The 26,106-nt window shown below is 67.9% G+C and carries 23 protein-coding genes; 14 read left to right on the plus strand and 9 right to left on the minus strand.

Annotation, left to right across the window (positions count from 1 at the left end; translation table 11 throughout):
• Nucleotides 1–63: 63 nt before the first annotated feature.
• The 5 genes from creB to HIV01_RS01640 all read left to right on the plus strand — a co-directional run bounded on the left by creB (nt 64) and on the right by HIV01_RS01640 (nt 5,286).
• On the plus strand, nt 64–777 hold the full coding sequence (creB, locus tag HIV01_RS01620) for a two-component system response regulator CreB (protein ID WP_200604543.1): 714 nt from the start codon (nt 64–66) through the stop codon (nt 775–777).
• Nucleotides 774–2,201: a two-component system sensor histidine kinase CreC gene (gene creC / locus HIV01_RS01625; protein ID WP_200604544.1), complete on the plus strand. Its 1,428-nt coding sequence runs from the start codon at nt 774–776 to the stop codon at nt 2,199–2,201. The genes creB and creC overlap by 4 nt, the downstream gene beginning before the upstream one ends.
• 92 nt (nt 2,202–2,293) lie before the next feature.
• Nucleotides 2,294–3,667 (plus strand): cell envelope integrity protein CreD, encoded by a 1,374-nt coding sequence (creD, locus tag HIV01_RS01630; RefSeq protein ID WP_200604545.1) that lies wholly within the window; start codon nt 2,294–2,296, stop codon nt 3,665–3,667.
• Nucleotides 3,668–3,742: 75 nt separating this feature from the next.
• Entirely contained in the window at nt 3,743–4,369 is a 627-nt protein-coding gene (locus HIV01_RS01635; RefSeq protein WP_200604546.1) for a GNAT family N-acetyltransferase, read from the plus strand.
• Nucleotides 4,366–5,286 carry a carbon-nitrogen hydrolase family protein gene (locus tag HIV01_RS01640; protein ID WP_245156885.1) on the plus strand — a complete coding sequence of 307 codons (921 nt, stop codon included), beginning with the start codon at nt 4,366–4,368 and terminating at the stop codon, nt 5,284–5,286. Before HIV01_RS01635 ends, HIV01_RS01640 begins: the two co-directional genes overlap by 4 nt.
• Before the next feature lie 12 nt (nt 5,287–5,298).
• Here the strand turns inward: HIV01_RS01640 and HIV01_RS01645 are convergent, their stop codons facing one another.
• Nucleotides 5,299–5,853 carry a phosphatase PAP2 family protein gene (locus tag HIV01_RS01645; protein WP_200606287.1) on the minus strand — a complete coding sequence of 185 codons (555 nt, stop codon included), beginning with the start codon at nt 5,851–5,853 and terminating at the stop codon, nt 5,299–5,301.
• 20 nt (nt 5,854–5,873) lie between these two features.
• On the minus strand, nt 5,874–7,061 hold the full coding sequence (locus HIV01_RS01650) for a glycosyltransferase family 4 protein (protein ID WP_200604547.1): 1,188 nt from the start codon (nt 7,059–7,061) through the stop codon (nt 5,874–5,876).
• A 207-nt stretch (nt 7,062–7,268) separates the two neighbouring features.
• Between HIV01_RS01650 and HIV01_RS01655 the strand changes: the two genes are divergently transcribed.
• Nucleotides 7,269–8,807: an OpgD/OpgG family glucan biosynthesis protein gene (locus tag HIV01_RS01655; protein WP_207527051.1), complete on the plus strand. Its 1,539-nt coding sequence runs from the start codon at nt 7,269–7,271 to the stop codon at nt 8,805–8,807.
• 5 nt (nt 8,808–8,812) lie between these two features.
• Nucleotides 8,813–10,720 (plus strand): glucans biosynthesis glucosyltransferase MdoH, encoded by a 1,908-nt coding sequence (gene mdoH / locus HIV01_RS01660; RefSeq protein WP_245156887.1) that lies wholly within the window; start codon nt 8,813–8,815, stop codon nt 10,718–10,720.
• A 40-nt stretch (nt 10,721–10,760) separates the two neighbouring features.
• On the opposite strand, the gene HIV01_RS01665 is transcribed toward mdoH, so the two are convergent.
• On the minus strand, nt 10,761–11,390 hold the full coding sequence (locus HIV01_RS01665) for an FMN-dependent NADH-azoreductase (protein WP_200604549.1): 630 nt from the start codon (nt 11,388–11,390) through the stop codon (nt 10,761–10,763).
• A 65-nt stretch (nt 11,391–11,455) separates the two neighbouring features.
• Between HIV01_RS01665 and pdxR the strand changes: the two genes are divergently transcribed.
• The 3 genes from pdxR (at nt 11,456) to HIV01_RS01680 (ending at nt 13,852) form a co-directional block, all read left to right on the plus strand.
• On the plus strand, nt 11,456–12,937 hold the full coding sequence (gene pdxR, locus HIV01_RS01670) for a MocR-like pyridoxine biosynthesis transcription factor PdxR (protein ID WP_200604550.1): 1,482 nt from the start codon (nt 11,456–11,458) through the stop codon (nt 12,935–12,937).
• 125 nt (nt 12,938–13,062) lie between these two features.
• A complete protein-coding gene (locus tag HIV01_RS01675) occupies nt 13,063–13,518 on the plus strand; it encodes a carboxymuconolactone decarboxylase family protein (RefSeq protein WP_200604551.1) in 456 nt (151 codons plus the stop codon).
• Between the two features lie 13 nt (nt 13,519–13,531).
• Nucleotides 13,532–13,852, plus strand: a complete 321-nt coding sequence (locus HIV01_RS01680; protein ID WP_200604552.1) for a DMT family transporter — start codon at nt 13,532–13,534, stop codon at nt 13,850–13,852.
• Between the two features lie 24 nt (nt 13,853–13,876).
• Here HIV01_RS01680 and ppx read toward each other — a convergent pair whose 3' ends face one another.
• The 5 genes from ppx to HIV01_RS01705 all read right to left on the minus strand — a co-directional run bounded on the left by ppx (nt 13,877) and on the right by HIV01_RS01705 (nt 21,566).
• Nucleotides 13,877–15,406 carry an exopolyphosphatase gene (gene ppx, locus HIV01_RS01685; RefSeq protein WP_200604553.1) on the minus strand — a complete coding sequence of 510 codons (1,530 nt, stop codon included), beginning with the start codon at nt 15,404–15,406 and terminating at the stop codon, nt 13,877–13,879.
• A gap of 69 nt (nt 15,407–15,475) precedes the next feature.
• Nucleotides 15,476–17,575, minus strand: a complete 2,100-nt coding sequence (gene ppk1 / locus HIV01_RS01690; RefSeq protein WP_200604554.1) for a polyphosphate kinase 1 — start codon at nt 17,573–17,575, stop codon at nt 15,476–15,478.
• On the minus strand, nt 17,572–18,903 hold the full coding sequence (gene phoR / locus HIV01_RS01695; RefSeq protein ID WP_200604555.1) for a phosphate regulon sensor histidine kinase PhoR: 1,332 nt from the start codon (nt 18,901–18,903) through the stop codon (nt 17,572–17,574). The genes ppk1 and phoR overlap by 4 nt, the downstream gene beginning before the upstream one ends.
• Before the next feature lie 158 nt (nt 18,904–19,061).
• A complete protein-coding gene (phoB, locus tag HIV01_RS01700; protein ID WP_200604556.1) occupies nt 19,062–19,769 on the minus strand; it encodes a phosphate regulon transcriptional regulator PhoB in 708 nt (235 codons plus the stop codon).
• Between the two features lie 138 nt (nt 19,770–19,907).
• Nucleotides 19,908–21,566: a M48 family metalloprotease gene (locus HIV01_RS01705; RefSeq protein WP_425600247.1), complete on the minus strand. Its 1,659-nt coding sequence runs from the start codon at nt 21,564–21,566 to the stop codon at nt 19,908–19,910.
• Nucleotides 21,567–21,769: 203 nt separating this feature from the next.
• On the opposite strand from HIV01_RS01705, the gene grxC reads away from it, so the two are divergent.
• From grxC to HIV01_RS01725, 4 genes are all read left to right on the plus strand, one after another.
• The gene (gene grxC / locus HIV01_RS01710; RefSeq protein ID WP_245156888.1) at nt 21,770–22,075 is read left to right on the plus strand and encodes a glutaredoxin 3; all 306 of its coding nucleotides are present in this window, start codon (nt 21,770–21,772) and stop codon (nt 22,073–22,075) included.
• Nucleotides 22,072–22,473, plus strand: a complete 402-nt coding sequence (locus HIV01_RS01715; protein ID WP_200604559.1) for a carboxymuconolactone decarboxylase family protein — start codon at nt 22,072–22,074, stop codon at nt 22,471–22,473. Before grxC ends, HIV01_RS01715 begins: the two co-directional genes overlap by 4 nt.
• A gap of 215 nt (nt 22,474–22,688) precedes the next feature.
• Nucleotides 22,689–23,696: an isocitrate dehydrogenase gene (locus HIV01_RS01720; RefSeq protein WP_200604560.1), complete on the plus strand. Its 1,008-nt coding sequence runs from the start codon at nt 22,689–22,691 to the stop codon at nt 23,694–23,696.
• Between the two features lie 194 nt (nt 23,697–23,890).
• The gene (locus HIV01_RS01725) at nt 23,891–25,225 is read left to right on the plus strand and encodes a Na+/H+ antiporter NhaC family protein (RefSeq protein WP_200604561.1); all 1,335 of its coding nucleotides are present in this window, start codon (nt 23,891–23,893) and stop codon (nt 25,223–25,225) included.
• A gap of 55 nt (nt 25,226–25,280) precedes the next feature.
• On the opposite strand, the gene HIV01_RS01730 is transcribed toward HIV01_RS01725, so the two are convergent.
• Nucleotides 25,281–26,039 (minus strand): Bax inhibitor-1/YccA family protein, encoded by a 759-nt coding sequence (locus tag HIV01_RS01730; protein WP_200604562.1) that lies wholly within the window; start codon nt 26,037–26,039, stop codon nt 25,281–25,283.
• Nucleotides 26,040–26,106 lie beyond the last annotated feature (67 nt).

A 26,106-nucleotide genomic window follows, 5' to 3' on the forward strand; every position in this document is an offset into this window, starting at 1 on the left:
GAGCGGACTGCTACGCTTGCCTCGACACGTTCCGGCTGCACCTTCGGACCCCGATTGCCACCCATGCACATCCTGCTGGTAGAAGACGAACCCGCCATCGCCGACATCGTCCTGCACGCCCTGCGCGCGGACGGTTTCGAGGCGTCGCATTGCCTCACCGGGCGCGACGCGCTGGCGCTGGCGCGCGGCCAGGCCTTCGACCTGGCGGTGCTGGATGTCGGCCTGCCCGACATCGGCGGCTTCGCGCTGTGCCGCGAGCTGCGCCGCGGACGCGACCTGCCGGTGATCTTCCTGACCGCGCACAACGCCGAGGCCGAACGCATCCTCGGCCTGGAAATCGGTGGCGACGACTACGTGACCAAGCCCTTCTCGCCGCGCGAGCTGGTGGCGCGCGTGCGCGTGGTCCTGCGCCGCCTGCACCACGAGACGCCTGCCGCCGCCGGTTTCGTCCACGACGTGGAGGGCAAGCGCATCACCTTCCGCCGCCAGCTGCTCGACCTCACGCGTTACGAGTACGGGCTGCTGGCCGCACTGCTGCAGCGCCCCGGCGCGGTGTTGTCGCGGGCGCAGTTGATGGACCGGGTCTGGGGCAATGCCCTCGACAGTGGCGATCGCACGGTCGATACCCACATCAAGACACTGCGGGCGAAGCTGCGCGAGGTCGCGCCCGACCTCGATCCGATCCGCACGCACCGTGGCCTGGGTTATTCGCTTGAAGTGGACAGGCGCGAAGCAGATCCTCGCGAAGCGGATCCTCGTGAGGTCCCGCGCGAATGAAGATCGGCCTGCGCATCTTCCTCGGCTATTTCCTGATCGTCGCGCTGGCGGGTTTGCTGCTGGCGCAGGTGTTCGTTGCTGAGGTCAAGCCCGGCGTCCGCCAGGCGATGGAAGACACCCTCGTCGACACCGCCAACGTGCTCGCCGAGCTCGCCAGCGATGACTTCATCGCCGGACGCATTGACGACGGCACCTTTGCCCGCCGGGTAAGGGCAATGGCGCGAAGAGACTACGGCGCCAGGATCTGGGGATTCGGCAAGCGATCCTCGCAATACCGCATCTATGTCACCGACGCCCGCGGCATCGTCGTGTTCGACAGCAGTGGTCGCGATGTCGGTGCCGACTACTCGCGCTGGAACGACGTCTACCTGACGCTGCGAGGCAAGTACGGCGCCCGTTCAACCCGCAGCGCATACTCCGATCCCAATTCGACCGTGATGCACGTGGCCGCGCCGATCCGCGATGGCCAGGGCAAGGTCATCGGCGTGCTCACGGTGGCCAAGCCCAACAGCGCGATCGCGCCGTTCATCGAGCGCAGCCAGGGCGTGGTGTTGCGCTGGGGCGCAGTGCTGCTGGGCGTGTCGCTGCTGGTGGGGCTGGTGGCGGCATGGTGGTTGTCGCGGCAACTGAGCGAGTTGCGCAGGTATGCGAACGGCGTCACCGCCGGCGAGCGCGTCACCTTGCCGCATGCCGCCGGCGAGTTCGGCGATCTTGGACAGGCGCTGGAGACGATGCGCGTGCGCCTGGAAGGCAAGCAATACGTCGAGCAGTACGTGCACACGCTGACGCACGAGATGAAGAGTCCGCTGGCGGCGATACGCGGCAGCGCCGAGCTGCTCGAAGGCCCGCTGGAAGAAGCCGACCGGATCCGCTTCGCCGCCGCCATCCGCAGCCAGAGCGATCGGTTGGCGCAGATGATCGACAAGATGCTGGCACTGGCCGCGGTCGAGCATCGCCAGCGCCTGGAGCAACCCGAGCCGGTGGCGCTGGCGGTACTGGCCGAAGAGGCGATCGCGCAATGCACGACCCGGCTCGCGCGTTCGCAGGTGACGCTGGATGTCGACCTGCCGGCCGACCTGCCGACCATCGACGGCGATCCGTTCCTGCTGCGCCAGGCGCTGATCAACCTGATCGAGAACGCGGCCGACTTTGCCCCGGCCGGCAGCCGCATCGAGCTGGGCCTGCAGCGCGAAGGCGAGCGCCAGGTCCTGGAGGTTCGCGACCGCGGCGCCGGTATTCCGGACTACGCGCGCGATCGTGTGTTCGAGCGCTTCTACTCGCTGCCGCGGCCTGGCAACGGCAGTCGCAGCAGCGGCCTGGGGCTGTGCTTCGTCGCCGAAGTGGCAACCCTGCACGGCGGCGAGGTGAGCTTGCGCAATCGCGAAGGCGGTGGCGCCGTCGCCCGCCTGTCGCTGCCTGGCTGAGAGCGGGGACTTCACCCTCGCTTCACCGTGGCGCCATCGTCGCCACGCGTTCGCCTCCGATCCTGTCGCCAATACCCCGACAGGAGTTGCACATGCGCCTTGCTTTCAAGATCGTCATGGTGGTCGCGATGACCATCGCGATCCTGGTTCCGCTGCTGATGATCCGCGGCGTGATCGACGACCGGCAGAACTACCGCGCCCAGGCGGTCGCCGATATCGCCCGCAGTTACGCCGGGGCGCAGTCCTTCGCCGGGCCGGTGCTGGTGGTGCCCTACACCGAGACCGTCGAGGTCGAAGAACCCGACAAGTACAACATCGTCCACAAGGTGCAGCGTGAAGTGACCCACCACTGGACCTTCTTCCCGACCACGCTCGACGTGCGCGGACCGATGCGTCCGAGCACGCGCAAGCGCGGCCTGCACGAAGTGCGCGTGTACGAGTGGCACGGCAAGGCCAAGGCGCACTTCGAGGCGTTGATTCCGGCGCCCGAGGCCGTTCCGCGCAGGATCGGCAAGCCCTGGCTGAGCTATGGCATCGCCGACGTGCGCGGCCTGCGCGCATCGCCGCAGCTGCGCATCAACGGCCGCAGCCAGGTGGTGGAGGAAGGCCTGGGCAGCCGCAGCGGTTCGGGCCTGCATGTGCGCCTGGCCGAGCCGCAGGCCGGAGACGTGCTCAGGCTCGACACCGAGCTGGACCTGGTGCTCGGCGGCACTGAATCACTGGCGCTGGTGCCGCTGGCCAAGAGCAACCGCTTCGGCCTGCAGTCGAGCTGGCAGCATCCCAGCTTTGGCGGCAGCTCGCCGCGCCACGAACTCGATGCTTCCGGCTTCAAGGCCGACTGGGAAATCGCCTCGGTCGCGACCAACGCGCAGCGCCAGTACCAGCAGGGACAGATCCTGCCGGACCTTCGCGGCGGCATCGCCGACATGGACGGCATCGATGCGGTCGGCGTGTCGCTGATCGACCCGGTCGACATCTACACCCAGGCCGATCGCGCGACCAAGTACGGCCTGTTGTTCGTGCTGCTGACCTTCGTCGGCTTCTTCCTCTTCGAGCTGATCAAGCAGCTGCCGATCCACCCGATCCAGTACGGCCTGGTCGGCCTGGCCCTGGCGATCTTCTTCCTGTTGCTGGTCAGCCTCAGCGAGCACATCGCCTTTGCCATCGCCTACCTAGTCGCCAGCATCGCCTGCATCGGCCTGATCGGTTTCTACCTGGTCGCGGTGCTGCGCAGCGTTGGCCGCGGCCTGGGTTTCGCCGCGATGCTGGCCACGCTCTATGCTGCGCTCTACGGCCTGCTGGTATCGGAGGACAACGCCCTGGTACTCGGCGCCGGACTGCTGTTCCTGGTCCTGGCTGCGATCATGGTGGTCACCCGCCGGGTGGACTGGTATCAATTGGCCGGATCGCGACCGGCGCCGCGTGATCCCGGCCGAGACGCGGTCGGCCGTCATGAACCTGCCTGACCGCACTGCCTGACCGTGTCCCGCCGATCCGACCCATCCACCTCCAACCGCGATAGGGAATCGAAGATGTACGTGATGGATGCCAAAGCCCCTGAAACGCCTTCGGCACTCGATGTGCGCTGCTACAGCGGCGCGGCGATCTCGCCCTGGCTGGACGACCTTGCCCGCCTGCGCATCGCCGTGTTCCGCGACTGGCCGTACCTCTACGACGGCGATGCCGATTACGAAGCGCAGTACCTGCAGACCTACCTGCAGTCGCCGCGCAGCATCGTGGTGCTGGCGTTCGACGGCGACCAGGTGGTCGGCGCCTCGACCGGGATGCCGCTGGCGGCCGAGTCCCGGACCTTCCTGGAGGCGTTCGATGGCGTCTCGGTCGATCCGCAGGAGGTGTTCTATTGCGGCGAATCGGTGCTGCTGCCGCAGTACCGCGGGCGCGGCATCGGCCATCGCTTCTTCGACGAGCGCGAGGCCCATGCACGCAGCTACGGCGACTATGCGTGGACCGCGTTCTGCGCGGTCGATCGCGAGGCCGGGCATCCGCGTCGTCCTGCCTTCCATCGCGGCAACGAGGCCTTCTGGAGCAAGCGCGGCTACCGGCCGCGCCCGGAACTGCAGGCACACCTGACCTGGCGCGAGGTCGGCGGCGCGGTCGCCGACCACTCGCTGACGTTCTGGCTGCGACCGCTGGAGCGGACGCGATGAGCGAAAGCATGAAGAGCGAGGGCACGCTCAAGGTAGCCGTGGCCAAGTACAGCGTCGGCGCGCCGGACGACTTCGCCGCCTTCGCCGGCAAGCAGGCGCGCTGGCTCGACGAAGCACGCCAGCAGGGAGCGCAGATGGCGGTGCTGCCGGAATACCTGGCGCTGGAACTGGGCGCGATGTTCGACGAGGCCACGCGCGGCGACCTGCACGCATCGCTGGCGGCGTTGCAGGCCTGGCACCGTCCTTGGCTGGAGCTGTTCTCGCGCCTGGCGCGGGAACGGCACATGCACGTGGTGGCCGGCACGTTCCTGCTCGACCTGGGCCGCGGCCGTTACCGCAATCGCAGCTATACCTTCGCACCCGATGGCAGCCACGTCTGGCAGGACAAGCTGCGCCTGACCGGGTTCGAGAAATCGGCCGGGGTGATCGAATCCGGCGACGAGCTGAAGGTGTTCGAGACCGGACCGGTGCGCAGTGCCGTGTCCGTCTGCTACGACAGCGAGTTCCCGTTGCCGGTGCGCGCCCAGTGCGAGGCAGGCGCGCGCCTGCTGGTCGTGCCCAGCTGCACGGACACACAGGCCGGTGCGACCCGCGTTCGCGTGGGGTGCCTGGCGCGCGCGCTGGAGAACCGCTGCTTCGTCGCCCAGTCGGTGACGGCCGGCGATGCGCCTTGGAGTCCGGCGCTGGACACCAACACCGGCGAGGCGGCATTGATCGCCCCGATGGATGTTGGCCTGCCGCACGACGGCATGATCGTGCAGACCCGCGGGGACCAGCACTGGGCGGTGGCCACGCTCGACTTCGCCGCGCTCGAGGCCAGTCGCGCGCAGGCGCAGGTAGCCAATGACCGCGACTGGGCCAGCCAGTACTTTCCGAGTGTCGCCCGCGCCAAGGTAGTCCGCGCCGTAGCCGCGTGAGTGCAGCGACGCTCAGCCGAACAGCGACACTCCGGGCACGAGCCACAACGAGAACCCCGCCAGCGACGTGCCGATGGCCGTCGCCGCGAGTACGTCGCTGGGGTAATGCAGCCCCAGCACCACGCGCGAAGCGGCGACGCTGGCGGTGAACGGCACCAGCAGCCAGGCCAGCATCGGGTAGTGCGCCATCGCCACCAGGCTGAAGGCGACCGCATGCAACGTGTGGCCGGACGGGAAACTGAACTCGTCCAGTGGCGCGACCCAGGCATGGATGCGCTGGTCGGACGCGAACGGACGCGGCCGTCGCGTCCAGCGCTTGAGCAGCTTGTAGAGCGTCAGCGCGATCACGCCGGTCGCGGCCAGGTGCGCTGAAGCGGCCAGGCCGTCGAGTCCGTCGACCACGATCAGCGCCGCCATCAGCGCATACCAGAACACACCGTCACCGAGCCGGCTGACCAGTGCGAAGTACGAGCGCGAGCGACCGCCTTCGCCCCAGCGATTGGCGCGCAGGCACCAGCCCGAATCGCCATCGAGCAGACGCTTGTGCAATGACGGGCGGTGCAGCATGCGGTGAAGAGAGTGGCGGTTCATGACGCCTCCTGTTCTGACGGGGAGGATGGCGGGATGGAGGGCAGCGGCGCGATGCCGGTGGTGCGGCGTGCCTGCACCAGGTCCTGCAGCAGTGCGTCGAAATCGGTGGCGACCTGTTCCGGGCGCAGGCTGGCGACGGCCTGGCGGGTCGCCATCCGCATCGCACTGCGGCTGAGGTCGTCTCCGGCGATGCGGGTGCACGCGGCGATGAAGCCGGCTTCGTCGCCATTGGCGATCGCCGCGCCGTGCACGCCGTCGCGCAGGTACTCGCGCGCCGCGCCGTAGTCGAAGGCCACGGTCGGCACGCCGCTGGCGAGGGCTTCCAGGGTGACGTTGCCGAAGGTCTCGCTGAGGCTGGGGAATACGAACAGGTCGCCGCTGGCGAAGTGCCGTGCCAGCTCCGCACCGCGCTGCACGCCGCAGAAGATGAAATCCGGATTGTCCTGCTCGAGCTTCGCCCGCGCCGGGCCGTCACCGATCCAGACGAAGCGCGCACCGGGGCGCGCACTCTGCAGGGAACGGAACGCACGCACGGCCAGGTCGAGGTTCTTCTCCGCGGCGATGCGCCCGACGTAGATGGCGGCGAAGCCGTCGTCACCCAAGCCCCACTGCGCGCGCAGGCCGAAGTCGCGGCGCTGCGGATCGAACTGCGCGGTATCGACCGCGCGCGGCAGTCGCACCACGTTGTCGAAACGCTGGCCCTGCAGGAAGTCGACCAGTTCGCGCGTCGGCACCAGGGTGGCATCGGCGCTGTTGTGGAAGCGTCGCATCCAGCGCAGGGCGGTCTGTGCGAGGAAGGCGACACCGTAGTCGCGCATGTATTCGTCGAACCGGGTGTGGAAGCCGGTCGCGGCGGGGATGTCCAGGCGTCGGGCCGCGCGCAGTGCCGACCAGCCCAGCGGTCCCTCGGTGGCCACGTAGATCGCATCCGGGCGCATGGCCTGCCAGGCCTCGCGCAACCTGCGCGTGGCGGGAAAGCCGATCCTCAGCCCCGGGTAGCGCGGCAGCGGTGCGCCGGGCACCAGCAATTCGTGGAGCGTCGCGCTATCGTCCTCGCCCTGCCGTGGCCGCACCACGTGGACGTCATGGCCGCGGGCGCGCAGGCCCAGTTCCAGACCCTGCACGGTCAGTGCCACGCCGTTGATCTCCGGCGGGTAGGTCTCGCTGACGATCGCGTAGCGCATGCGCGGCTCCCGGTTTGCGCAAGGTTGGACGCGCGCGGTGAAACCGGGATGGCAGGACGGTGACGCAGCGATGACGGAGGCGATGAAAACGGTTACCCGAGCCCCGCCGCTGACGAAATACCGCCGGATGCGCCGTACGTCGCGGCGGCGTTAACAAATGAACACCTAAAATGAATGGTTAACTGTCACCGTAACCAAGGAGAGCGTGTGCAACGACGCGAAGTGCTGCTGGCAGGATTGTCCTCGCCCCTGATGTCGCTGCTCTCCGGCGCGCCTGCGCGCGCCTTCGCGGCGCCGGCGGCGGCGACACCCTTCGACGCCGACACGGTCGCTGCGCTTGCGCGCGCGCTGGCGGCCAAGCCCTTCGTGCCCCAGAGCAAGCAGCTGCCGGCATCGCTGGAGAAGATCGGCTACGACCAGTACCGCAGCATCCGCTTCAACCCGGCGCAGGCACTGTGGCGCGGCGACAAGGTGCCGTTCCAGGCGCAGTTCTTCCATCGCGGCTTCTTCTTCCGCGACCGCGTGGACATCCATGACGTTGCCGATGGTGTCGCTACCCCGGTGGTCTACCGGCCGGCGCAGTTCACCTTCGACGGCACCGCCGCGCCTAAGGAGAACGACCTGGGCTATGCGGGCTTCCGCCTGCATTACCCGCTCAACCGTCCCGAATACTTCGACGAGGTTTGCGCCTTCCTCGGTGCGAGCTACTTCCGTGCCGTGGCCAAGGGCCAGGCCTATGGATTGTCGGCGCGCGGCCTCGCTCTCAAGACCGGCGCGCCGGCGGGCGAGGAGTTCCCGGTGTTCCGCGGCTTCTGGCTGGAGCGGCCGGCGAGCGGCGCCGATCACGCGATCGTGCATGCGCTGCTGGACAGCCCGAGCGTCGCCGGTGCCTACCGCTTCGTGATCCGCCCTGGCGTGGAGACGGTGTTCGACGTTTCCGTGCGGCTGTATCCGCGCGTGGCCCTGGACCAGGTCGGCATCGCGCCGCTTACCAGCATGTTCCAGTTCGATTCCAACGACCGCGTCGGCATCGACGACTACCGGCCGGCCGTGCACGACTCCGACGGCCTGGGCCTGGTCAACGGCAGCGGCGAGCAGATCTGGCGCCCGCTGCAGAATCCTTCCGTGCTGCAGGAAAGCGCCTTCGAGGACGTCAATCCGCGCGGCTTCGGACTGATGCAGCGCAAGCGCGCCTTCGCCGACTACGCCGACAGCGAGGCGCATTACGAGAAGCGCCCGAGTCTTTGGATCGAGCCGCAGGGAGAGTGGGGCGCCGGTGCGGTGCATCTGTTCGAACTGCCGACGGCGGACGAGTTCCACGACAACATCGTTTCGTTCTGGCGCCCGAAGCAGGCGCTGGCGGCCGGCAAGGAGCATCGCTTCGATTACCGCATGCACTGGTGCGACCAGCACGCCTGGCTGCCGCAACTGGCGACGGTGACGCGCACGCGCGTCGGTGCAGTCGTCGCCGGCTCCGCTGCCCAGCGCGGCTCGCGCCAGTTCGTGATCGACTTCGCCGGCGGACGACTGGACGGCATGGGCGATGGCGCACCGGTCCGCGCCAATGTCACCGCGGGCAAGGGCAAGGTCGCCAATGTCACCGCGCACGCCAACGCGGGCGGGGGCGGATGGCGCCTGGCCTTTGAACTGCAGCCTGGCAGCGAGCGCAGCATCGAACTGCGCGCGGTGCTCGGTGATGCTTCCGGTCCGCTCAGCGAGACCTGGCTGTACCGGTGGACAGCGTGAGCGGCGTGACGATCACTCCCGAATCCGGCGCCGCGACTGGCGCCCCGGCACCGGCGCAATGGCTGCCGGCCGAAGCGCCGTTGCCGATGCCGGTGCAGACCCTGCGCGAGGGACGCCTGGCCAATCCGGTGCTGCCAACCACGCCCGGTGCGATGGCCTGGCGACGCACGCTGGTCATCGGCGGCGCCGCGCTGCTCACCCTGATCGCCGCCTACCAGATCTGGTGGGTGCTGCGCGGCAGCGGAACCGACGTCCTCGAAGGCTTGCTGCTGCTGCTGTTCGTGGCGCTGTTCGCCTGGATCGCGCAGGCCTTCGTCAGCGCAGTAGCCGGTTTCATCCTGATCGTGACACGTCGCGGCGGACGTCTCGGACTCACCCGCCAGGGTGAACTGCCGACACTGGCGTCGCGCACCGCGCTGCTGATGCCGACCTACAACGAGGAACCCGAACGCCTGCTCGCAGGTTTGCAGGCGATCTACGAATCGCTGCAGGCGACCGGGCAGCTGGCGAAGTTCGACTTCTTCGTCCTCAGCGATACCACCGATGCCGAAATACGCGGCGCCGAGGCTCGCGCCTTCGCCAGCCTGCGCGAACGCACCGGCGGACACGCCAATCTCTTCTACCGGCATCGTTCCGACAATCACGAGCGCAAGGCGGGCAACATAGCCGAGTGGGTACGTCGTTTCGGCGGCGCCTATCCGCAGATGCTGATCCTCGACGCCGACAGCCTGATGACGGGTGAAACCATCGTCCGCCTCGCCGGCGCGATGGAAGGCCATCCCGATGTCGCGCTGATCCAGACGCTGCCAATGATCGTCAACGGCAACACGCTGTTTGCGCGCATGCAGCAGTTCGCCGGGCGCGTGTACGGGCCGGTCATCGCCCACGGCATCGCCTGGTGGCATGGCGCCGAGAGCAACTACTGGGGCCACAACGCGATCATCCGCACGCGCGCTTTCGCAGACCAGGGCGGCCTGCCGGAGCTGTTCGGCATCAAGCCGTTCCGCGGCACGGTGCTGAGCCACGACTTCGTCGAAGCGGCCCTGCTGCGTCGCGGCGGCTGGGCCCTGCACATGGTGCCGGGGCTGGGTGGAAGCTACGAGGAAGGCCCGCCGTCGTTGACCGACATGCTGGTGCGTGACCGCCGCTGGTGCCAGGGCAACCTGCAGCACAGCGCGGTGCTGCCGGCGAAGGGACTGCACTGGGTCAGTCGCTGGCACCTGATGATGGGCATAGGCCATTACTTCACGTCGCCGATGTGGGCGATGCTGATGCTGATCGGCCTGGCGATCCCGCTGCAGAAGGCAGGCCTGGCGTGGGACAGCTTGAAGCTGCCGGGGTTCTCGCCGACCGCCTACTGGCGCGAACAGGATCCCGAGCGCTTCGTCTGGGTGTTCTTCCTGACCATGGCGGTGCTGCTGGCGCCCAAGTTCATGGGCTACCTGACGCTGTTCTTCGATCGCGACACGTGCCGTGGCTGCGGCGGTGCGATTCGTGCCTTCCTGAGCATGGTGCTGGAAACCCTGCTGGCGGCGCTGATGGCGCCGGTGACGATGTACGTGCAGTCGCGCGGCGTCGCCGAGGTACTGGCAGGCAAGGATTCGGGCTGGGATGCACAGCGCCGCGACGACGGTACGCTGCCGCTGTCGGGCCTGGTGCGCAACTACGCCGGTGTGACCGTGCTGGGCGTGATGGCCGGCTGGATGGCCTACATGATCTCGCCGTCGCTGGCGGCGTGGATGGCGCCGGTGATCCTGGGCCTGTTCCTGTCGATTCCGATCGTGGCGCTGACATCGACGCGTGCGGCAGGCCTGTTCCTGCGGCGCATCGGCATCTTCTCGATTCCGGAAGAGCACACTCCGCCGCAGGTACTGGTGCGGGCGGCGAAGCTGCGCGAGGCGTTGCACAAGTAACGCCTCATCGTCGTCCCGGCGAACGCCGGGACCCAGGCCGTCAGGCAATCAGCCCCGTCACGTCAACTCCCGCGAAGTGCGCCTGAAGTTCACGCTCCGTGCTCTCGCGCGTCTCGGCAACCCGCTCCGGCGCTGCGCTGGTGCCCTGGACCGCGAAGAAGGTGACGTCGTGCAGGCCGATGGTTGCCAGGATGGCCCGCAGGTAGGGCGTCAGGAAATCCGGCTGTCGCGCGCGTTCTCCCGCGAACCAGCCGCCGGACGCAACGGCGATGAACACCGGCCGGTCGTGTAGCAGACCGATCTTTCCCGCAGCCGAAATTTCGAACGTGCGTCGCGCGCGCACGATGTGGTCGATCCACGCCTTCAGCACCGACGGCACCGCCAGGTTGTGCATCGGCGTACCGATGACCACGTAGTCCGCCTCCTCCAGTTCGCGGATCAGCGTTTCCGACTGCGCCATCGAGCCGTCTCGCGAAACGTCGTGACTGGAGGACTGGGAGGTCGCGTAATCGCGGTCGACATGTGCGAGCGACCCGTCGCCGAGGTGCCGGCGCACCACCATCGCCAGCCGCTCGGACTGCAGCAGCCGATCGACAATGCGTCGTGACAGCCGCTCGCTTTCGGATGCCGTGCCTCGCGGGCTGCAGGTTATATGCAGGATCTTCTTCATTGCCCATCCAGTTCGTTGCGCAGGCCGTTGCCTGCCCAGTGCTCACTGTATGAATGCCGTGGCCTATGCCACAGAGCCATGAAGTGGAACAATGGCTGGGCCATACCGGCCGCTCGGAGGTCACGCAGATGCCCGCTGCCAGGCCCGGCCTCACCTCGCCGCTAGATGCCTCCGCGACCACGCCGTACTACCGGCAGATCTACGATCGCTTTCGCGATGCCATCGCCGCCGGCACGCTGAAGCCGGGCGATCGCGTCCCATCGGTGCGCGGGCTGATGCACGAGCTGGGACTGGCGCGCGGCACCATCGAGACCGCGTACTCGCTATTGGCGGCAGAGGGGTACATCCAGGCGCGCGGACAGGCCGGCACCATCGTCACGCCGGACCTGAAGCCGAGGTCGCCCGTGCGCGCGCCGCCACCGTCGGATGTCCGACTGGCCTCGACGAGCTTTCGACCCGATTCGATCCTGCCGTTGCAGATGGGCCTGCCTGCGCTCGATGCATTTCCGCGCAAGGTATGGGCACGGCTGGGCGCGCGCTGCGTGCGGACCATGCCAGCGGCCAGCATGGTGCACCCGGCCGTGCACGGGCTGCCGGAGCTGCGCACGCAGATCGCCGCGTACCTGCAGGTGGCGCGCGGTATCCACTGCTCGCCGTCGCAAGTGTTCGTCACCTCCGGCTACCGCCACAGCTTCCTGCTCGTCAGCCAGGCGCTGCTGAAAGCGGGCGACCGCGTCTGGCTGGAAGATCCCGGTTATCCGCCAACGCGGGAACTGCTCGCGCACCTGGGAATGACGTCCGTTCCGGTGCCGGTCGATCGCGACGGCATGGTCGTCGGCGACGCGCTCAAGCGTGCACCGCAGGCGCGCGCCGCCGTGGTCACGCCGGCGCACCAGAGTCCGTTGTGCGTGTCGCTGTCGCTGCCGCGGCGGCTGGAGTTGCTGGACTGGGCCAGGCGCCGCAATGCCTGGATCGTCGAGGACGATTACGACGGCGAGTACCGCTATGTCAGCCGCCCGCTTCCCGCGCTGAAGAGCCTGGATCGCGATGGGCGCGTGCTGTACGCGGGCACCTTCAGCAAGGTGCTGTTGCCAAGCCTGCGCCTGGCCTATCTCGTCGTCCCGGAAGCGCAGGTCGAACGTTTCGAGCAGATCAACCAGGCCTTCTCCGGAGGCAGTCCGGAACTGACGCAGTCGATCGTTGCCACGTTCATGCGCGAAGGCCATTTCGCTCGCCACATCCAGCGGATGCGCAAGCTGTACGCACAGCGGCGCGATGCCACCGCCGCCGGACTGGAGCACGTGCTGCGCCCGCATCTGCGAATCGATGCGCAGCCCGGCGGCATGCACCTGATCCTGCGCCTGCAGGGCAAGCGCTCCGATCGCCAGCTGGTGGCGCGCATGCTTTCGGCCGGCATGTACGCCGAGGCACTGACCGACTGGAGCGCCGGCGGCCGGCCTGCATCCGCGCTGCTGGTGAACTTCACCAACGTCGCGTCGCAGGACGCAGCGCAAGCATTGGGCAGGCGTATTCTCGATCTGCTTTGAAGGAGGTTCCCGACGCCGTGGTCGCGTTCGATCATGGCCCACTGCGAAGTGCCATTCTTGCCCCTTCGTGACTGAGCCACGGACGCGGATCATGCGCCATCCAACGCCCATCCCGAGGAACTGCCATGACCACCCGAATCGATTACGCCAAGATCTCGCCCGATACCTACAAGGCCTTCGGCAACGTCTACATGAACGTGCACAAGGGTGCGCTGGCCAAGGAACTGATCGACCTGGTCTACCTGCGCGTCTCGCAGATCAATGGCTGCGCATACTGCATCGACATGCACTCGCGCGACCTTCTGAAGTCCGGACTGCCGGTGGAGAAGCTGGTGCTGGTGCCGGTCTGGCATGACGCCGGCAACGTCTTCGGCGTCCGCGAACGCGCCGCGCTGGCCTGGGCCGAATCGGTGACGCGCGTTGCCGACACCGGCGTCCCGGACGCGGCCTACGAAGCGGCCACCGCCGAGTTCAACGACAAGGAACTGGCCGACCTGACCTACGCCATTGGCCTGATGAACGCCTTCAACCGCTTCGGCATTGCCTTCCGTTCGACTCCCGCGGCAAGCGCCAAGGCTTGAGGGAGATCCGACGATGGCATGGACTCTGCTGGTCCTGGCTGGCGTGCTGGAAATCGCCTTCGCCTGCTTCCTGAAAGCGTCGGCCGGCTTCACGCAGCCATGGCCGGCGCTGCTGACCGTTGTCACCGGCCTGTCGAGCGTGGTCCTGCTGGCCAGTGCATTGCGCACGCTTCCGGTCGGAACGGGCTACGCCGTGTGGACCGGCATCGGCGCCGCCGGAACGGCGATCCTGGGCATCGTGATGCTCGGTGAAAGCGCAGCGCCGTCGCGGATGCTGTGCGTCGGTCTGATCCTGGCCGGCGTCATCGGTCTCAAGCTGGTTTCGACCGGCTGAGCTCCGTCCCGGAAGGCGACGGCGCTATATCGCTTCCAGCTTCAGCACCACGCCCAGCCCCGCCATGTCCTGCGGTTCGCCCTCGAGGTCGGCGCGCACCAGCGGACGCATGTCGATCCAGCGGCGCGACATGCCCAGGGTCAGTGCATTGCCGTCCGCGCGAGCATCGAGCTGCGGAATCGGATCGGCCTCGTGGGCGCGATGCAGCAGCACGGCCAGGCGAAGCAGCGCGGCGAGGCGACGGGCAGAAGAGAGCAGACGGTCGGGCAGGGCGTCGAAGGCCGACTTGGGGATGCCGCGGCGATGCGTGCGCACCAGCGCCGCCAGGAACTGCTGCTGCTGGCGTGAGAAACCGGCGATATCGGAGTTCTCGACGACGTAGGCGCCATGCACGTGGTACTGGCTGTGCGCGATCGCCAGGCCAAGTTCGTGCAGGCGCGAGGCGCGCTGCAGCATCAGGCGGTCATCGGCATCGAGCTGCCACGCCTGGGCGATCTGGTCGAACATGCGCAGCGCGGTGGCTTCCACGCGCCGCGCCTGGCCGTCGTCGATGCCGTAGCGCTGCATGAGCGCGGCGACCGCTGCATCGCGCGGATCGTCGACGCCGCCGCGGCCGAGCATGTCGTACAACACGCCCTCGCGCATGGCCGCCTTGCTGACCGCCATGCGCTTGAGGCCGAGCGCGTCGAAGGCAGCCTCGAGGATCAGCACGCCGCCGGCGATCACCGGGCGACGCTCGGACGACAGACCAGGAAGCTCGATCGCGTCGATGCGGTCGGCCTGCAGCAGGCGATCGCGCAGGACCGGCAACGCTTCGGCGGTGACCGCGCCCTTGGTCAGCTTCATCGCCGCGCAGATGTCGCCGATGGCCTTGTTGGTGCCGGACGATCCCAGCGCCTCATCCCAGCCCAGCGCGCGGTAGGTACCGGCGAACTGCTGGAACTCGGCGGTGACTTCGGTCAGCGCATCGCGCCACTTCTTCTTCGACAGCTTGCCGTTCTCGAAGAAGCGGCGGGTGGTGGCGATGCAGCCGACCTGCAGGCTCTCGCGTTCGATCGCCTCGAAGCCGGAGCCAATGATGCATTCGGTCGAGCCGCCGCCGATGTCGATCACCAGGCGCAGCTCGCCGGGCTTGGACGGCTGCGCGTGGGCGACGCCAAGGTAGATCAGGCGCGCCTCCTCACGGCCGGCGACCACTTCGATCGCATGTCCGAGCGCGGCCTCGGCCGGCATCAGGAACGCCTGCGGAACGGCCAGGCGGCGGACGGTGTTGGTGGCGATCGCGCGCACCCGTTGTGGCGGGATGTCGCGGATGCGCTGGCCGAAGCGGGCCAGGCAGTCGAGCGCGCGCTGGCGCACTTCCGGCGACAGGCCGCCACGGCGATCCAGGCCCTCGGCCATGCGCACGGTCTCGCGCAGGCGGTCGACGATGCGCAGCTGGCCGAGCACGTAGCGTGCGACCACCATGTGGAAACTGTTGGAGCCCATGTCGACGGCGGCCAGCAGATCGCCGTCGGCGAGCGGCAGTTTGCTGGTGGGGAAGGCGTCGCTCATCGGCACATGATCCCTGTTAAGGCACTGCCGCGTCCACCTTGGCCGGCAGTGCCTGCCCGATGGCTTCGCTCAGGCGCAGATCTTGGACAACAGCCAGGCTTGTGCAGAGTGGGCGGGCGCGCCTTCGCTCGGGGTCACCCGCACGTAGTCGCCGTCGGTCTGCAGCTCCCAGGCGTTGACGTTGTCATTGAGGTAGTTCTCAAGGGCCTCGTTGTACACACGCTTGGCCAGGTCGGGCGAGAGCACCGGGAATCCGGTCTCGATCCGCCGCAGCAGGTTGCGTTCGAGCCAGTCGGCACTGGAGCAGAACAGGTCCGGCGCGCCGTCGTTGGCGAACCAGTACACGCGGTGGTGCTCGAGGAAGCGGCCGACGATCGAGCGCACCCGGATGTTCTCCGAGATGCCCGGCATGCCCGGGCGGACGGTGCACGCGCCGCGCACGATCAGGTCGATCTGCACGCCGGCCTGCGAAGCCAGGTACAGCGCACGCACCACCTGCGGCTCGTTGAGGGCGTTCATCTTGGCGATGATCCGCGCCGGCTTGCCGGCCTTGGCGTGGCGGGTCTCGCGGTCGATGCGCTTGAGCACGCCGGCATGCAGGGTGAAGGGCGATTGCAGCAGGCGCTTGAGCTTGATGGTGGGCGCCAGCCCGGACAGCTGCTGGAAGATCATGTGGACGTCGGCGCCGATGTCGGGATCGGCGGTGATCAGGCCGAAGTCGGTGTAACCACGCGCGGTGCCGCTGTGGTAATTGCCGGTGCCCATGTGCACGTAGCGGCGCAGCTTGCGGCCTTCGCGACGCACGATCAGCATCATCTTGGCGTGGGTCTTGTAGCCGACCACGCCGTACACGACCTGCACGCCGGCGTCCTGCAGGCGATCGGCCAGGCCCAGGTTGGCCTCCTCGTCGAAACGCGCGCGCAGCTCGACCACGACGGTGACGTCCTTGCCGTTGCGCGCCGCCTGCACCAGGCTGTCGACGATCATCGAGTCCTTGCCGGTGCGGTACAGCGTCTGCTTGATCGCCAGCACGTTCGGGTCTTCCGACGCCTGGCGCAGCAGTTCGAGCACCGGGGTGAACGCCTCGAACGGGTGGTGCAGGAGCACGTCGCCTTCGGCGACCTTGTCGAACATCGCCTCGATGCCCGACAGCTGCCGCGGCTGGAACGGCGGGAACTTCAGTTCCGGACGCTGCACCAGGTCGTACACCTGGATCACGCGATTGAGGTTGACCGGACCGTTGATGCGGTAGACCGCGTTCTCGGTCAGGTCGAAATTCTCCAGCAGCGTGCGCACGATGTCGTCCGGGCACTGCTCGGCGATCTCCAGGCGCACCGCGCGCAGGTAGCCGCGTCCGACCAGTTCGTCGCGCAGCGCCAGCGCCAGGTTCTCGACTTCATCCTCGTCGACGATCAGCTCGGAGTTGCGGGTGACGCGGAACTGGTAGGCGCCCTTGACCTGCATGCCCGGGAACATCTCGTCGACGAATGCCGACAGCACCGCCGACAGGAACACGAAATCGTGCTTGCCGCCGCCGACTTCCTCGGGGATCTGGATGATGCGCGGCAGCGAGCGCGGTGCGCGCACGATGGCGAGGTGGCCTTCGCGACCGAATGCGTCCTTGCCCTTGAGCACGACGACGATGTTGAGCGACTTGTTGAGGATCTTCGGGAACGGATGCGCCGGATCCAGGCCCAGCGGCGACAGCACCGGCATGATCTCGTCACGGAAGTAGTCGCGCAGCCAGCGTGCCTGGTTCTCGTCCCACGCATCGCGGCCGAGCACGCGCACGCCGCCGTCCCACAGGGCCGGGCGCAACACCTGGTTCCAGCACTCGTACTGCGCCTGCACCAGCTGCGCGGCGCGTTCGTGGATGCGCGCCAGCACGGTGGCCGGCGACAGGCCGTCGGCACCGGTGGCGATGCCCAGGTCCTGGGCGTGGCGCAACGTGCCGGCGCGGATTTCGAAGAACTCGTCGAGGTTGGTGCACGAAATGCACAGGTACTTCAGGCGCTCCAGCAGCGGCACCGTCGCGTCCTGCGCCTGGGCCAGCACGCGGAAGTTGAAGTCCAGCTGCGACAGCTCGCGATTGAAATACAGGCCGGGGTCGCGCAGCGGATCGGATTCGGATGGCGCATCCACTGCGGGTGTCACTACTGCGGCGTTCATGGCAATGCCTCGAAGGACAGCGCGAGGTCTTCGCGCGGGCGCACGCGATCGGCGCCGAAATGACAGGAGAACGTACTGCCGCGACCGACTTCGCTGCTGATCTCCAGCCGTGCCTGGTGCAGGTTCAGCACGTGCTTGACGATCGACAGGCCCAGGCCGGTGCCGCCGCTTTCGCGCGAACGGCTGGTGGAGACGCGGTAGAAGCGTTCGGTGATGCGCGGCAGGTGCGCGGCCGGGATGCCGTAGCCACTGTCGGCCACTTCCAGCACCGCGCCCTTGCCCTCGGGCCTGAAGCGGATGCGGATGGTGCCGCCGGCCGGGGTGTAGCGGATCGCGTTGCCGACCAGGTTGGAGAATGCGCTGTGCAGCTCCTTGTTGGAACCCCACAGGTCGACCGCGGCGGCATCTTCCAGCAGGATTTCATGGCGGCCCTGGCTCAGCGCGACCGCTTCGCGCCGCAGCGTCGTCAGCATCGGCGACATCGCCACGGTTTCCTCGGCCGGCAGGCTGTCCTGCGATTCCAGCCGCGACAGCGTCAACAGGTCCTCGACCAGCTGGGTCATGCGCTGCGACTGGCGCTGCATCTCGGCCAGCATCGGCGCCCAGTCCGGATGCTCGGCGGGGTCGAGCATGTCGAGGTAGCCGTGCACCACGGTCAGCGGTGTGCGCAGTTCGTGCGAGACGTTGGCGACGAAGTCGCGGCGCATCTGCTCCAGTTGCAGCAGGCGGCTGACATCGCGTGCGACCAGCAGCCACAGATCGTCGGAGTAGGGGATCAGGCGCAGGCTCAGCGTGGCGGCCGGATTCCACGGCGACGCCACTTCCAGCGTCTCGGCGTTGCGTCCGGAGGCCAGCCAGTGCGACAGCTGCAGGGGCTGCAGGCGCTGCACGATCGGGCCGCCGATGTCGCGCGGGTACTTCAGCTGCAGCAGGCTGATCGCAGCCTCGTTGAACCACTGGATGCGCTGGCTGTTGCGCTCGACCACGACGATCGCGTCGGGCAGCGCCGCCGCGGCGGCACGGTAGGCGCGCAGCATGTCGATCAGGCGCTTCTTGCGCCCGCGCATTTCCGACTGGCTGCGATGGAGCAGCCGGTCGAGTTCGTTCCAGATGCCTTCGCCCAGCGGTGGCGTCAGGCGCTGCCGCGCGGTCAGGCGCACCAGCACGTTGCGCAGGCGCCAGTAGTGCCAGGCGACCACGCCCAGTGCGGCGAAGGTGATCACCGGCCACGGTTGCCCGATGGCAAGGCCGACCACGGCCGCGATGGCCAGGATCAGGGCGAGTTGGCCCAGGGTGCGGAACCAGGCGGAGCGGGCGCGGGGCGGCATGGCCGACGATCAACTATCCATGAGGGTGAGTACGACTTTCCTGAGCGTAGCGAGCGGCCTGCCTGGCCGCCAGCGTGTGGCCCTGCGAATGGTCACTGCGTCGCGAATGGAGACCCGGCCTGGGCGGCGGTCGGTCGGCACCGGCCGGCCGCGACCGCTCATGCCGCCAGCGAGGCGGAGAAGCGGTAGCCGGCGCCGCGCACGGTCTGCACCATGCCGTCGAGACGATGCGGTTCGAGCGTCTTGCGCAGGCGCCGGATGTGCACGTCGACGGTGCGTTCTTCGACGTAGACGCTGCCGCCCCAGACATGGTCGAGCAGCTGGGTGCGGGTGTAGACGCGCTCGGGGTGGGTCATGAAGAAGTGCAGCAGGCGGTACTCGGTCGGGCCGATCTGCACCGGCTGGTCGCTGCCGTCGGCGGCGGCGAACACGCGGTGCGCGGCGCCGTCGATCCGCAGTGGGCCGATGCCGACGCTGCCGTCCTCGTCGTCCTCGCGCGAGCGCCGCAGCACGGCGCGGATGCGCGCCAGCAGCTCGCGCGCCGAGAAGGGCTTGACCACGTAGTCGTCGACCCCGGCCTCGAGTCCGCCGACGCGATCGTTCTCCTCGCCGCGCGCGGTCAGCATGATGATCGGGATCTCGCGGGTGAGCTGTTCCTTGCGCCAGCGCCGCGCCAGTTCCAGCCCGCTGGTGCCGGGAAGCATCCAGTCGAGCAGGATCAGGTCCGGAACGCGGTCGGCGATGGCCGCCTGGGCCTCGCGCGCGTCGCCGGCATGGACGGGGTCGTATTCGCCCTTGCGCAGGGCAAAGGACACCATGTCGCGGATGGCGGGTTCGTCTTCGACAATCAGGATGCGCTTCTGCACACGGTCACCGGGGGGAAAGACGGAAGGGGCCCGAATTGAAAGGGTCCCGATGGAAAGGGGCCTCGGGAAGCCGCGTCAGTACACTACCGTTTTGTGACGGTGGCATGACATGGTCACCGGGGCCGCTCCCGCCCGTCGCTACTGGCGCCGCAGGTCCTCGTCGCGGATGCCCTGGCGCTTGAGCTCGAGCACGGTCGGTGTAATCGCGGCGATGCGCGACTCGATCCGGGCGCGTGCGTAGTAATCCAGATCGCTGCGGCGCTTGAGCGTGTTGAGCTGGACCAGCGCCTGTTCGGGGCGGCCATTCAGGTAGGCGGCCTCGGCATAGGCCTCACCGGCCCGGATCGGATCCCCGGCGATCTCGCAGGCGCGGGCAAAGGTGCTCTGGAAGATCGCGTCGTTGCCGGAATTGCCCAGCAGCGGTCGCAGTACCGCCTGCGCGCGCTTGCCAGCCTCGACCGTGTTGCGCTCGGAGAGCACTTCGGCATAGGTCAGCACGACAGCGCGGCTGTTCGGGGTCTGCCGGAGCATCGTCTCGAAGCGGGTCGTGGCGGCCGCCGCCTTGCCACTGCGAGCCTCGGCCTGGCCCATCGCCAGGTTCAGCCACATGTCGCCGGGGTGCTCGGCCAGCAGCTCGGCCAGAGTCGTCGCCGCCACAGCCGCCTGGTTCCCGCGCAGGCGCGCCAGGGCCTGGCCGTAGCGCTGGGCATCGGTGAACTTCTTGCCGCCGGCCAGGCGCTCGTATTCGCGCAAGGCGTCGCCAGGCGAGTCGGCGCTGAGCACGCGCAGGCGCTCACGGGCGAATTCGAAGCGGCCCGTGCCGCCGCTCTGCGCGGCCGCGTTGAGCTGCGCACCGACGTCCAGGCTCGGCGGCAGCAGCGGGTTGTTGCTGCCGTCGAGCGAGTACTGCGGCTTGGCGGTGCTGTCTGTGCGGCACTGCGGCGGGCCGTCCGGGTCGCGCACGCAGACTTCGGCGACGCCGCCCTGTTCGCGCTTGATCCGCGCCGCGCGCTCCTTGGCTTCGGTGATGCGGGTGATGGTGACCGGGTGGGTCATCAGCCAGTCCGGCGATTCGCCCCAGTAGTTGGCGCCATTGCTGCGCGAGCGCGCCTGCAGCGTGGCGAAGAAGTCCGCCATCGCCTCCGGGTCGTAGTGGCTGCGGGCCAGGGTCTGGATGCCGAGGCGGTCGGCCTCGGACTCGTTGGAGCGGGTGTAGTCGATCTGCCGCTGCTGCATCAGGCCCATGGCGCTGGCCATCGCCGCCTGCGCGGCGTCGTCGTCGGAGTTTCCGCCGGCGGCCTGGGCAGCGACGATCGCGCCGAGCATCGCCAGCAGGATCGGCAACTGGTCGCGCTGGGCGCGTTCGGCGCCGCGCAACACGTGCTGCTGGGTGACGTGGGCGATTTCGTGCGACAGCACGCCGGCGACCTCGTCCTCGCGCTCGGCCGCCAGCACCAGCCCGGAGTTGACGCCGATGTAGCCGCCAAGGGTGGCGAAGGCGTTGATCTGGCGCTCGCGCAGCATGAAGAAGGTGAACGGCTGGCGCGGCCGGTCGCTGTTGGCGGCCAGGCGCGTGCCCAGGGTGTCGAGCCAGCTGTCGATCAGCGGGTCTTCGAGCAGGTAGTCGTAGTGGCGCAACTGCGCCAGCATCATCGCGCCGTATGCCTCCTGCTGGCGCGGGGTCAGCAGCTCGCCGGCCGACGAGCCGATGTCGGGCAGGTTGGACTCTTGCGCCGGTGCGCAGACGCTGGCGACGGCAAGGGTGAGGGCGGCGGTGAGCAGGGCGATGCGACGCAAGCAGGTGATCCCTCGAACGGTTCGGGGCAGAATTTCACGCCCGGATGAATCGGCAGTTAATCCGGGCGCCGGCACTTGCCCGCAAGGGCCTCCCGGGGCCATCCACGCAACGGCTGTGTTCCGTGCATGGGCTGGAAATGAACCCGGGTCAGGCCCATATTCGACCACAGCCGCATCGGCGAGTTCATGCAGGAGAGACCGTTTTGAGCAGCACCGCGTCCGCCGCGCCAGGAACCGGTAGTTCCAGCGCGCCCGAGATCACCATCTATACCACCGCGATCTGCCCCTATTGCATCGCGGCGAAGAATTTCCTGAAAAGCAAGAACCAGACCTGGACCGAGGTCCGGATCGATCTCGACCCGAGCCAGCGCGAGCTGATGCTCAGCCGTGCCCGTCGCACCAGCGTGCCGCAGATCTTCATCGGCGACACCCACGTGGGCGGCTACGACGACATGATCGCCCTGCATCGCGCGGGCGGCCTGGAACCGCTTCTGGCAGGTGCCGCATGAGCGGATCAGGCAACGAGACCGAGGGCGACCGCGTCGCCGAGTTCACCGCGTTCCGCAAGCGCATGAACGAGCGCATCCTGGCCGAGCCCAACCAGGTGGTGCGTCGCTTCTTCGCGCTCGACACCCAGACCTACCAGGCCGGCGCGCTCGACGTGAAGACCAAGGAGCTGCTGGGCCTGGTGGCTTCGATGGTGCTGCGTTGCGACGACTGCATCAGCTACCACGTAGCCCAGTGCAAGGAGGCGGGGGTCAACCGCGAGGAGATGTTCGAGGCGTTCTCGGTCGGCCTGGTGGTCGGCGGCTCGATCGTGATCCCGCACATGCGCCGCGCGGTCGATTTCCTCGACCGGCTGGAGCAGGGCGAGGCCTCCGCGCCGGAAGGCCACGACCACGGCTGAGGCCTGGTCGGGCTGTGCCTGTCGTGGCGGCACGGTCGTCCACGATGGTTCGGGATGGGTTCCCAGGCCTGCCTGAAACCGCTGTCACAGCCGTTCAGACGAAAGTCCGAGGCGCCCGGTCCTGCAGGACCGGGCGGCTTCCGGCATAATTCCGGGGCTAACCATCCGGCGCCGTACCCTCCGCAGGGCGCCCATCAGCCTGGAAGAAATCCCCTATGACGCAGACCATCACGGTCATCCGTGGCGACGGTATCGGCCCGGAAATCATGGACGCCACCCTGCACGTTCTCGACACGATGGATGTCGGACTGCAGTACGAATTCGCCGACGCCGGCCTGGTCGCGCTCGAGAAGCACGGCGAGCTGCTGCCGCAGGCGACGATGGATTCCATCCGCAAGAACCGCATCGCGCTCAAGAGCCCGCTGACCACGCCGGTCGGCGAGGGCTTCAGCTCGATCAACGTCGAGCTGCGCAAGCGCTTCGATCTGTACGCCAACGTGCGTCCGGCCAAGTCGTTCCCGAACACCAAGTCGCGCTTCCCGACCGGCGTCGACCTGATCACGGTGCGCGAGAACACCGAAGGCGCCTACATCGGCGAGGGGCAGACGCTGTCGGAAGACGGTGAAGTCGCCATGCTGACCCAGAAGGTCACGCGTCGCGGTTCCGAGCGCATCGTGCGCTACGCCTTCGAGCTGGCGCGCAAGACCGGCCGCAAGAAGGTCACGGTCGTGCACAAGGCCAACATCCTCAAGTCGACGTCGGGCCTGTTCCTCAAGACCGCTCGCGCGGTGGCGACCGAATACCCGGACATCGAGTGCAACGAGATGATCGTGGACAACACCTGCATGCAGCTGGTGATGCGTCCGGAGCAGTTCGACATCATCGTCACCACCAACCTGTTCGGCGACATCATTTCCGATCTGTGCGCGGGCCTGGTCGGTGGTCTCGGCCTGGCACCGGGCGCCAACATCGGCACGGATGCGGCGATCTTCGAGGCGGTGCACGGCACCGCTCCGGACATCGCAGGGCAGGGCAAGGCCAATCCGTGCGCGCTGCTGCTGGGCGCGGCGCAGATGCTCGACCACATCGGCCAGCCGGAAAAGGCGAGCCGCCTGCGCGCGGCGATCATCGCCACGCTCGAGGCCAAGGACTCGCTGACCCCGGACCTGGGTGGCAGCGGCAACACGATGTCCTTCGCCAAGGCGATTGCCGGGCGGATCTGATCCGCTTCCCGGGTCGACTCCAGACGGGGCGCTTCGGCGCCCCGTTTGCGTTTGGGTGGCTCGCCGGGCCGTACACCCGCCACCGCCTCCGCGCCATCCTCACCCACGCGCCGCCATCGTTCTGCCCATGCACTCGACAGCGTCGGTGCTGCACTGCAAAATCCGCAGGCTTATAAATCCATCCGGATAGAAAGATGAACGAGTCGGTCCGCCCGAGCGCCTGGGCGTTGGCACCATTGCTGCTGTTCCTGGCGCTGTTCTTCGGTGCGGGCCTGTACTACACGACCCATGGCGAGGCGATGGGTTTCTATCAGCTGCGCGCGCCGGTGGCGATCCTGCCGGCGCTGGCGCTGTCGGCGTTCATCGCCTGGCGCCGCGGCCTCAAGCCGCTGGAGACGCTGCTGTCGGGCATGGGCGACCACAACGTGGTGCTGATGTGCCTGATCTTCCTGCTCGCCGGTGGCTTCGTCGAAGTGTCCAAGGCGATCGGGGCGGTCGACGCGATCGTCGCGCTCGGCATCGGCCACGTGCATCCGGCGCTGCTGCTGCCGGGACTGTTCGTCGTCGCCGGCTTCATCTCGCTGTCGCTGGGCACCTCGATGGGCACGATCGCCGCGGTCGCGCCAATCGCGCTGGGGGTGTCCGATGCGTCTGGCTTGGACCGCGCGCTGGTGCTCGGTGCGGTGATCGGCGGCGCGACCTTTGGCGACAACCTGTCGGTCATCTCCGACACCGCCATCGTCGCCAGTCGCACCCAGGGCTGCAGCATGCGCGACAAGTTCCGCGAGAACCTCAAGCTGGCCCTGCCGGCGGCCGTGCTCACCGTGATCGTGCTGGGCCTGGTGGCCGATACGGCGCCGGTGCAGCCGCTGGATCCGGTCTCGCCGTGGCTGATCGTGCCGTACCTGATCGTGCTCGGGCTGGCGCTGGCCGGTGTCGACGTGATCATCGTGCTGAGCCTGGGCTTGGTGATCGCCGGCGTGTTCGGTGCGATCTTCAGCGACGAGTTCGGTGTCGCTTCGTACGCCACCCATATCTGGGAAGGCTTCGAGAGCATGATCGAGATCACCCTGTTGTCGCTGCTGGTCGGCGGCCTGGGCGCGCTGATGAAAGCCACCGGCGGACTGACCTGGCTGGCGCAGGTGATCGGTCGCTTCGCCCGTGGCCACCGCAGCCGTCGCGCTGGTGAAATCAGCATCGCCACGCTGTCGGCGACGACGGACGTGTTCACTGCCAACAACACCGTCGCCATCCTGATCAGCGGCGGCCTTGCCCGTGACATCGCCCAGCAGCACGGCGTGCCGCCGGCGCGCGCGGCCAGCGTCCTCGACATCTTCGCCTGCGTCACGCAGGGCGTGCTGCCCTATGGCGCGCAGATCCTGCTGGCGGCATCGCTGGGTGCGGTATCGCCGCTGGCGCTCGCCGGCAGCGTCCACTACAGCTGGTTGCTCGGTGCGATCACCGTGATCGCGATGCTGTGGCCGCGTCGCGAGAAAGCGGCCGTGCAACTGAGTCCCGATGGCGGTTGAAGAAACAAAAAAGGGCGCGGATCTCCGCGCCCTTTTTCATTGCGAAGGAGTGGACTCAGTCGCGCGACTGCAGCTTCGACAGCAGGCGCAGGAACTCGACGTACAGCCACACCAGCGTGACCATCAGTCCGAACGCGCCGTACCACTCCATGTACTTCGGGGCGTTCTGTTCAACGCCAGTCTCGATGAAGTCGAAATCCAGCACCAGGTTCATCGCCGCGATGACCACCACGAACAGGCTGAAGCCGATGCCGATCAGGCCGGACTCGTGGATGTAGGGCACGTTGATGCCGAACATGCCAAGGCCCATCGTCACCAGGTAGAGCAGGGCGATGCCACCGGTGGCCGCGACCACACCCAGCTTGAAGTTCTCGGTCGCGCGGATCAGGCCCGAGCGATAGGCAAAGAGCAGGGCGAACAGCGTGCCGATGGTCAGCATCACCGCCTGCAGCACGATGCCCTCGAAACGATGGTTGTACATGGCCGAGATCGCGCCGAGGAAGAAGCCCTCGACCAGCGCGTACAGCGGCGCCGTCACCGGCGACCATTCCTTCTTGAACGCGGTGACCAGGGCCAGCACCAGGCCGCCGATCGCGCCGCCCCACAGGTAGGGGCCTGCGCCGACCGGGCCGGCGGCGGTGAAGCTGATCTGGCTCCAGGCGAAGGTCGCGGTGATCACGCACAGCAGCAACAGCAGACCGGTCTTGTTGACCGTGCCGACCAGCGTCATGGCATCGCCGTCGCGGCGCACCACCGTGCCGCTGCCGAGGTCCAGAAAAGTGGTGTCCTTGAGTGCCGGATTGCCGCTGCGCATGCGTGTCCCCTTGTTTCGAATCGATGGAATGTGAACGGGGCGAGCATACACGCTGGGATGGAGCCGG

The organism is Lysobacter arenosi (assembly GCF_016613475.2).
In the GTDB taxonomy this organism is placed as follows: Bacteria; Pseudomonadota; Gammaproteobacteria; order Xanthomonadales; family Xanthomonadaceae; genus Lysobacter_J; species Lysobacter_J arenosi.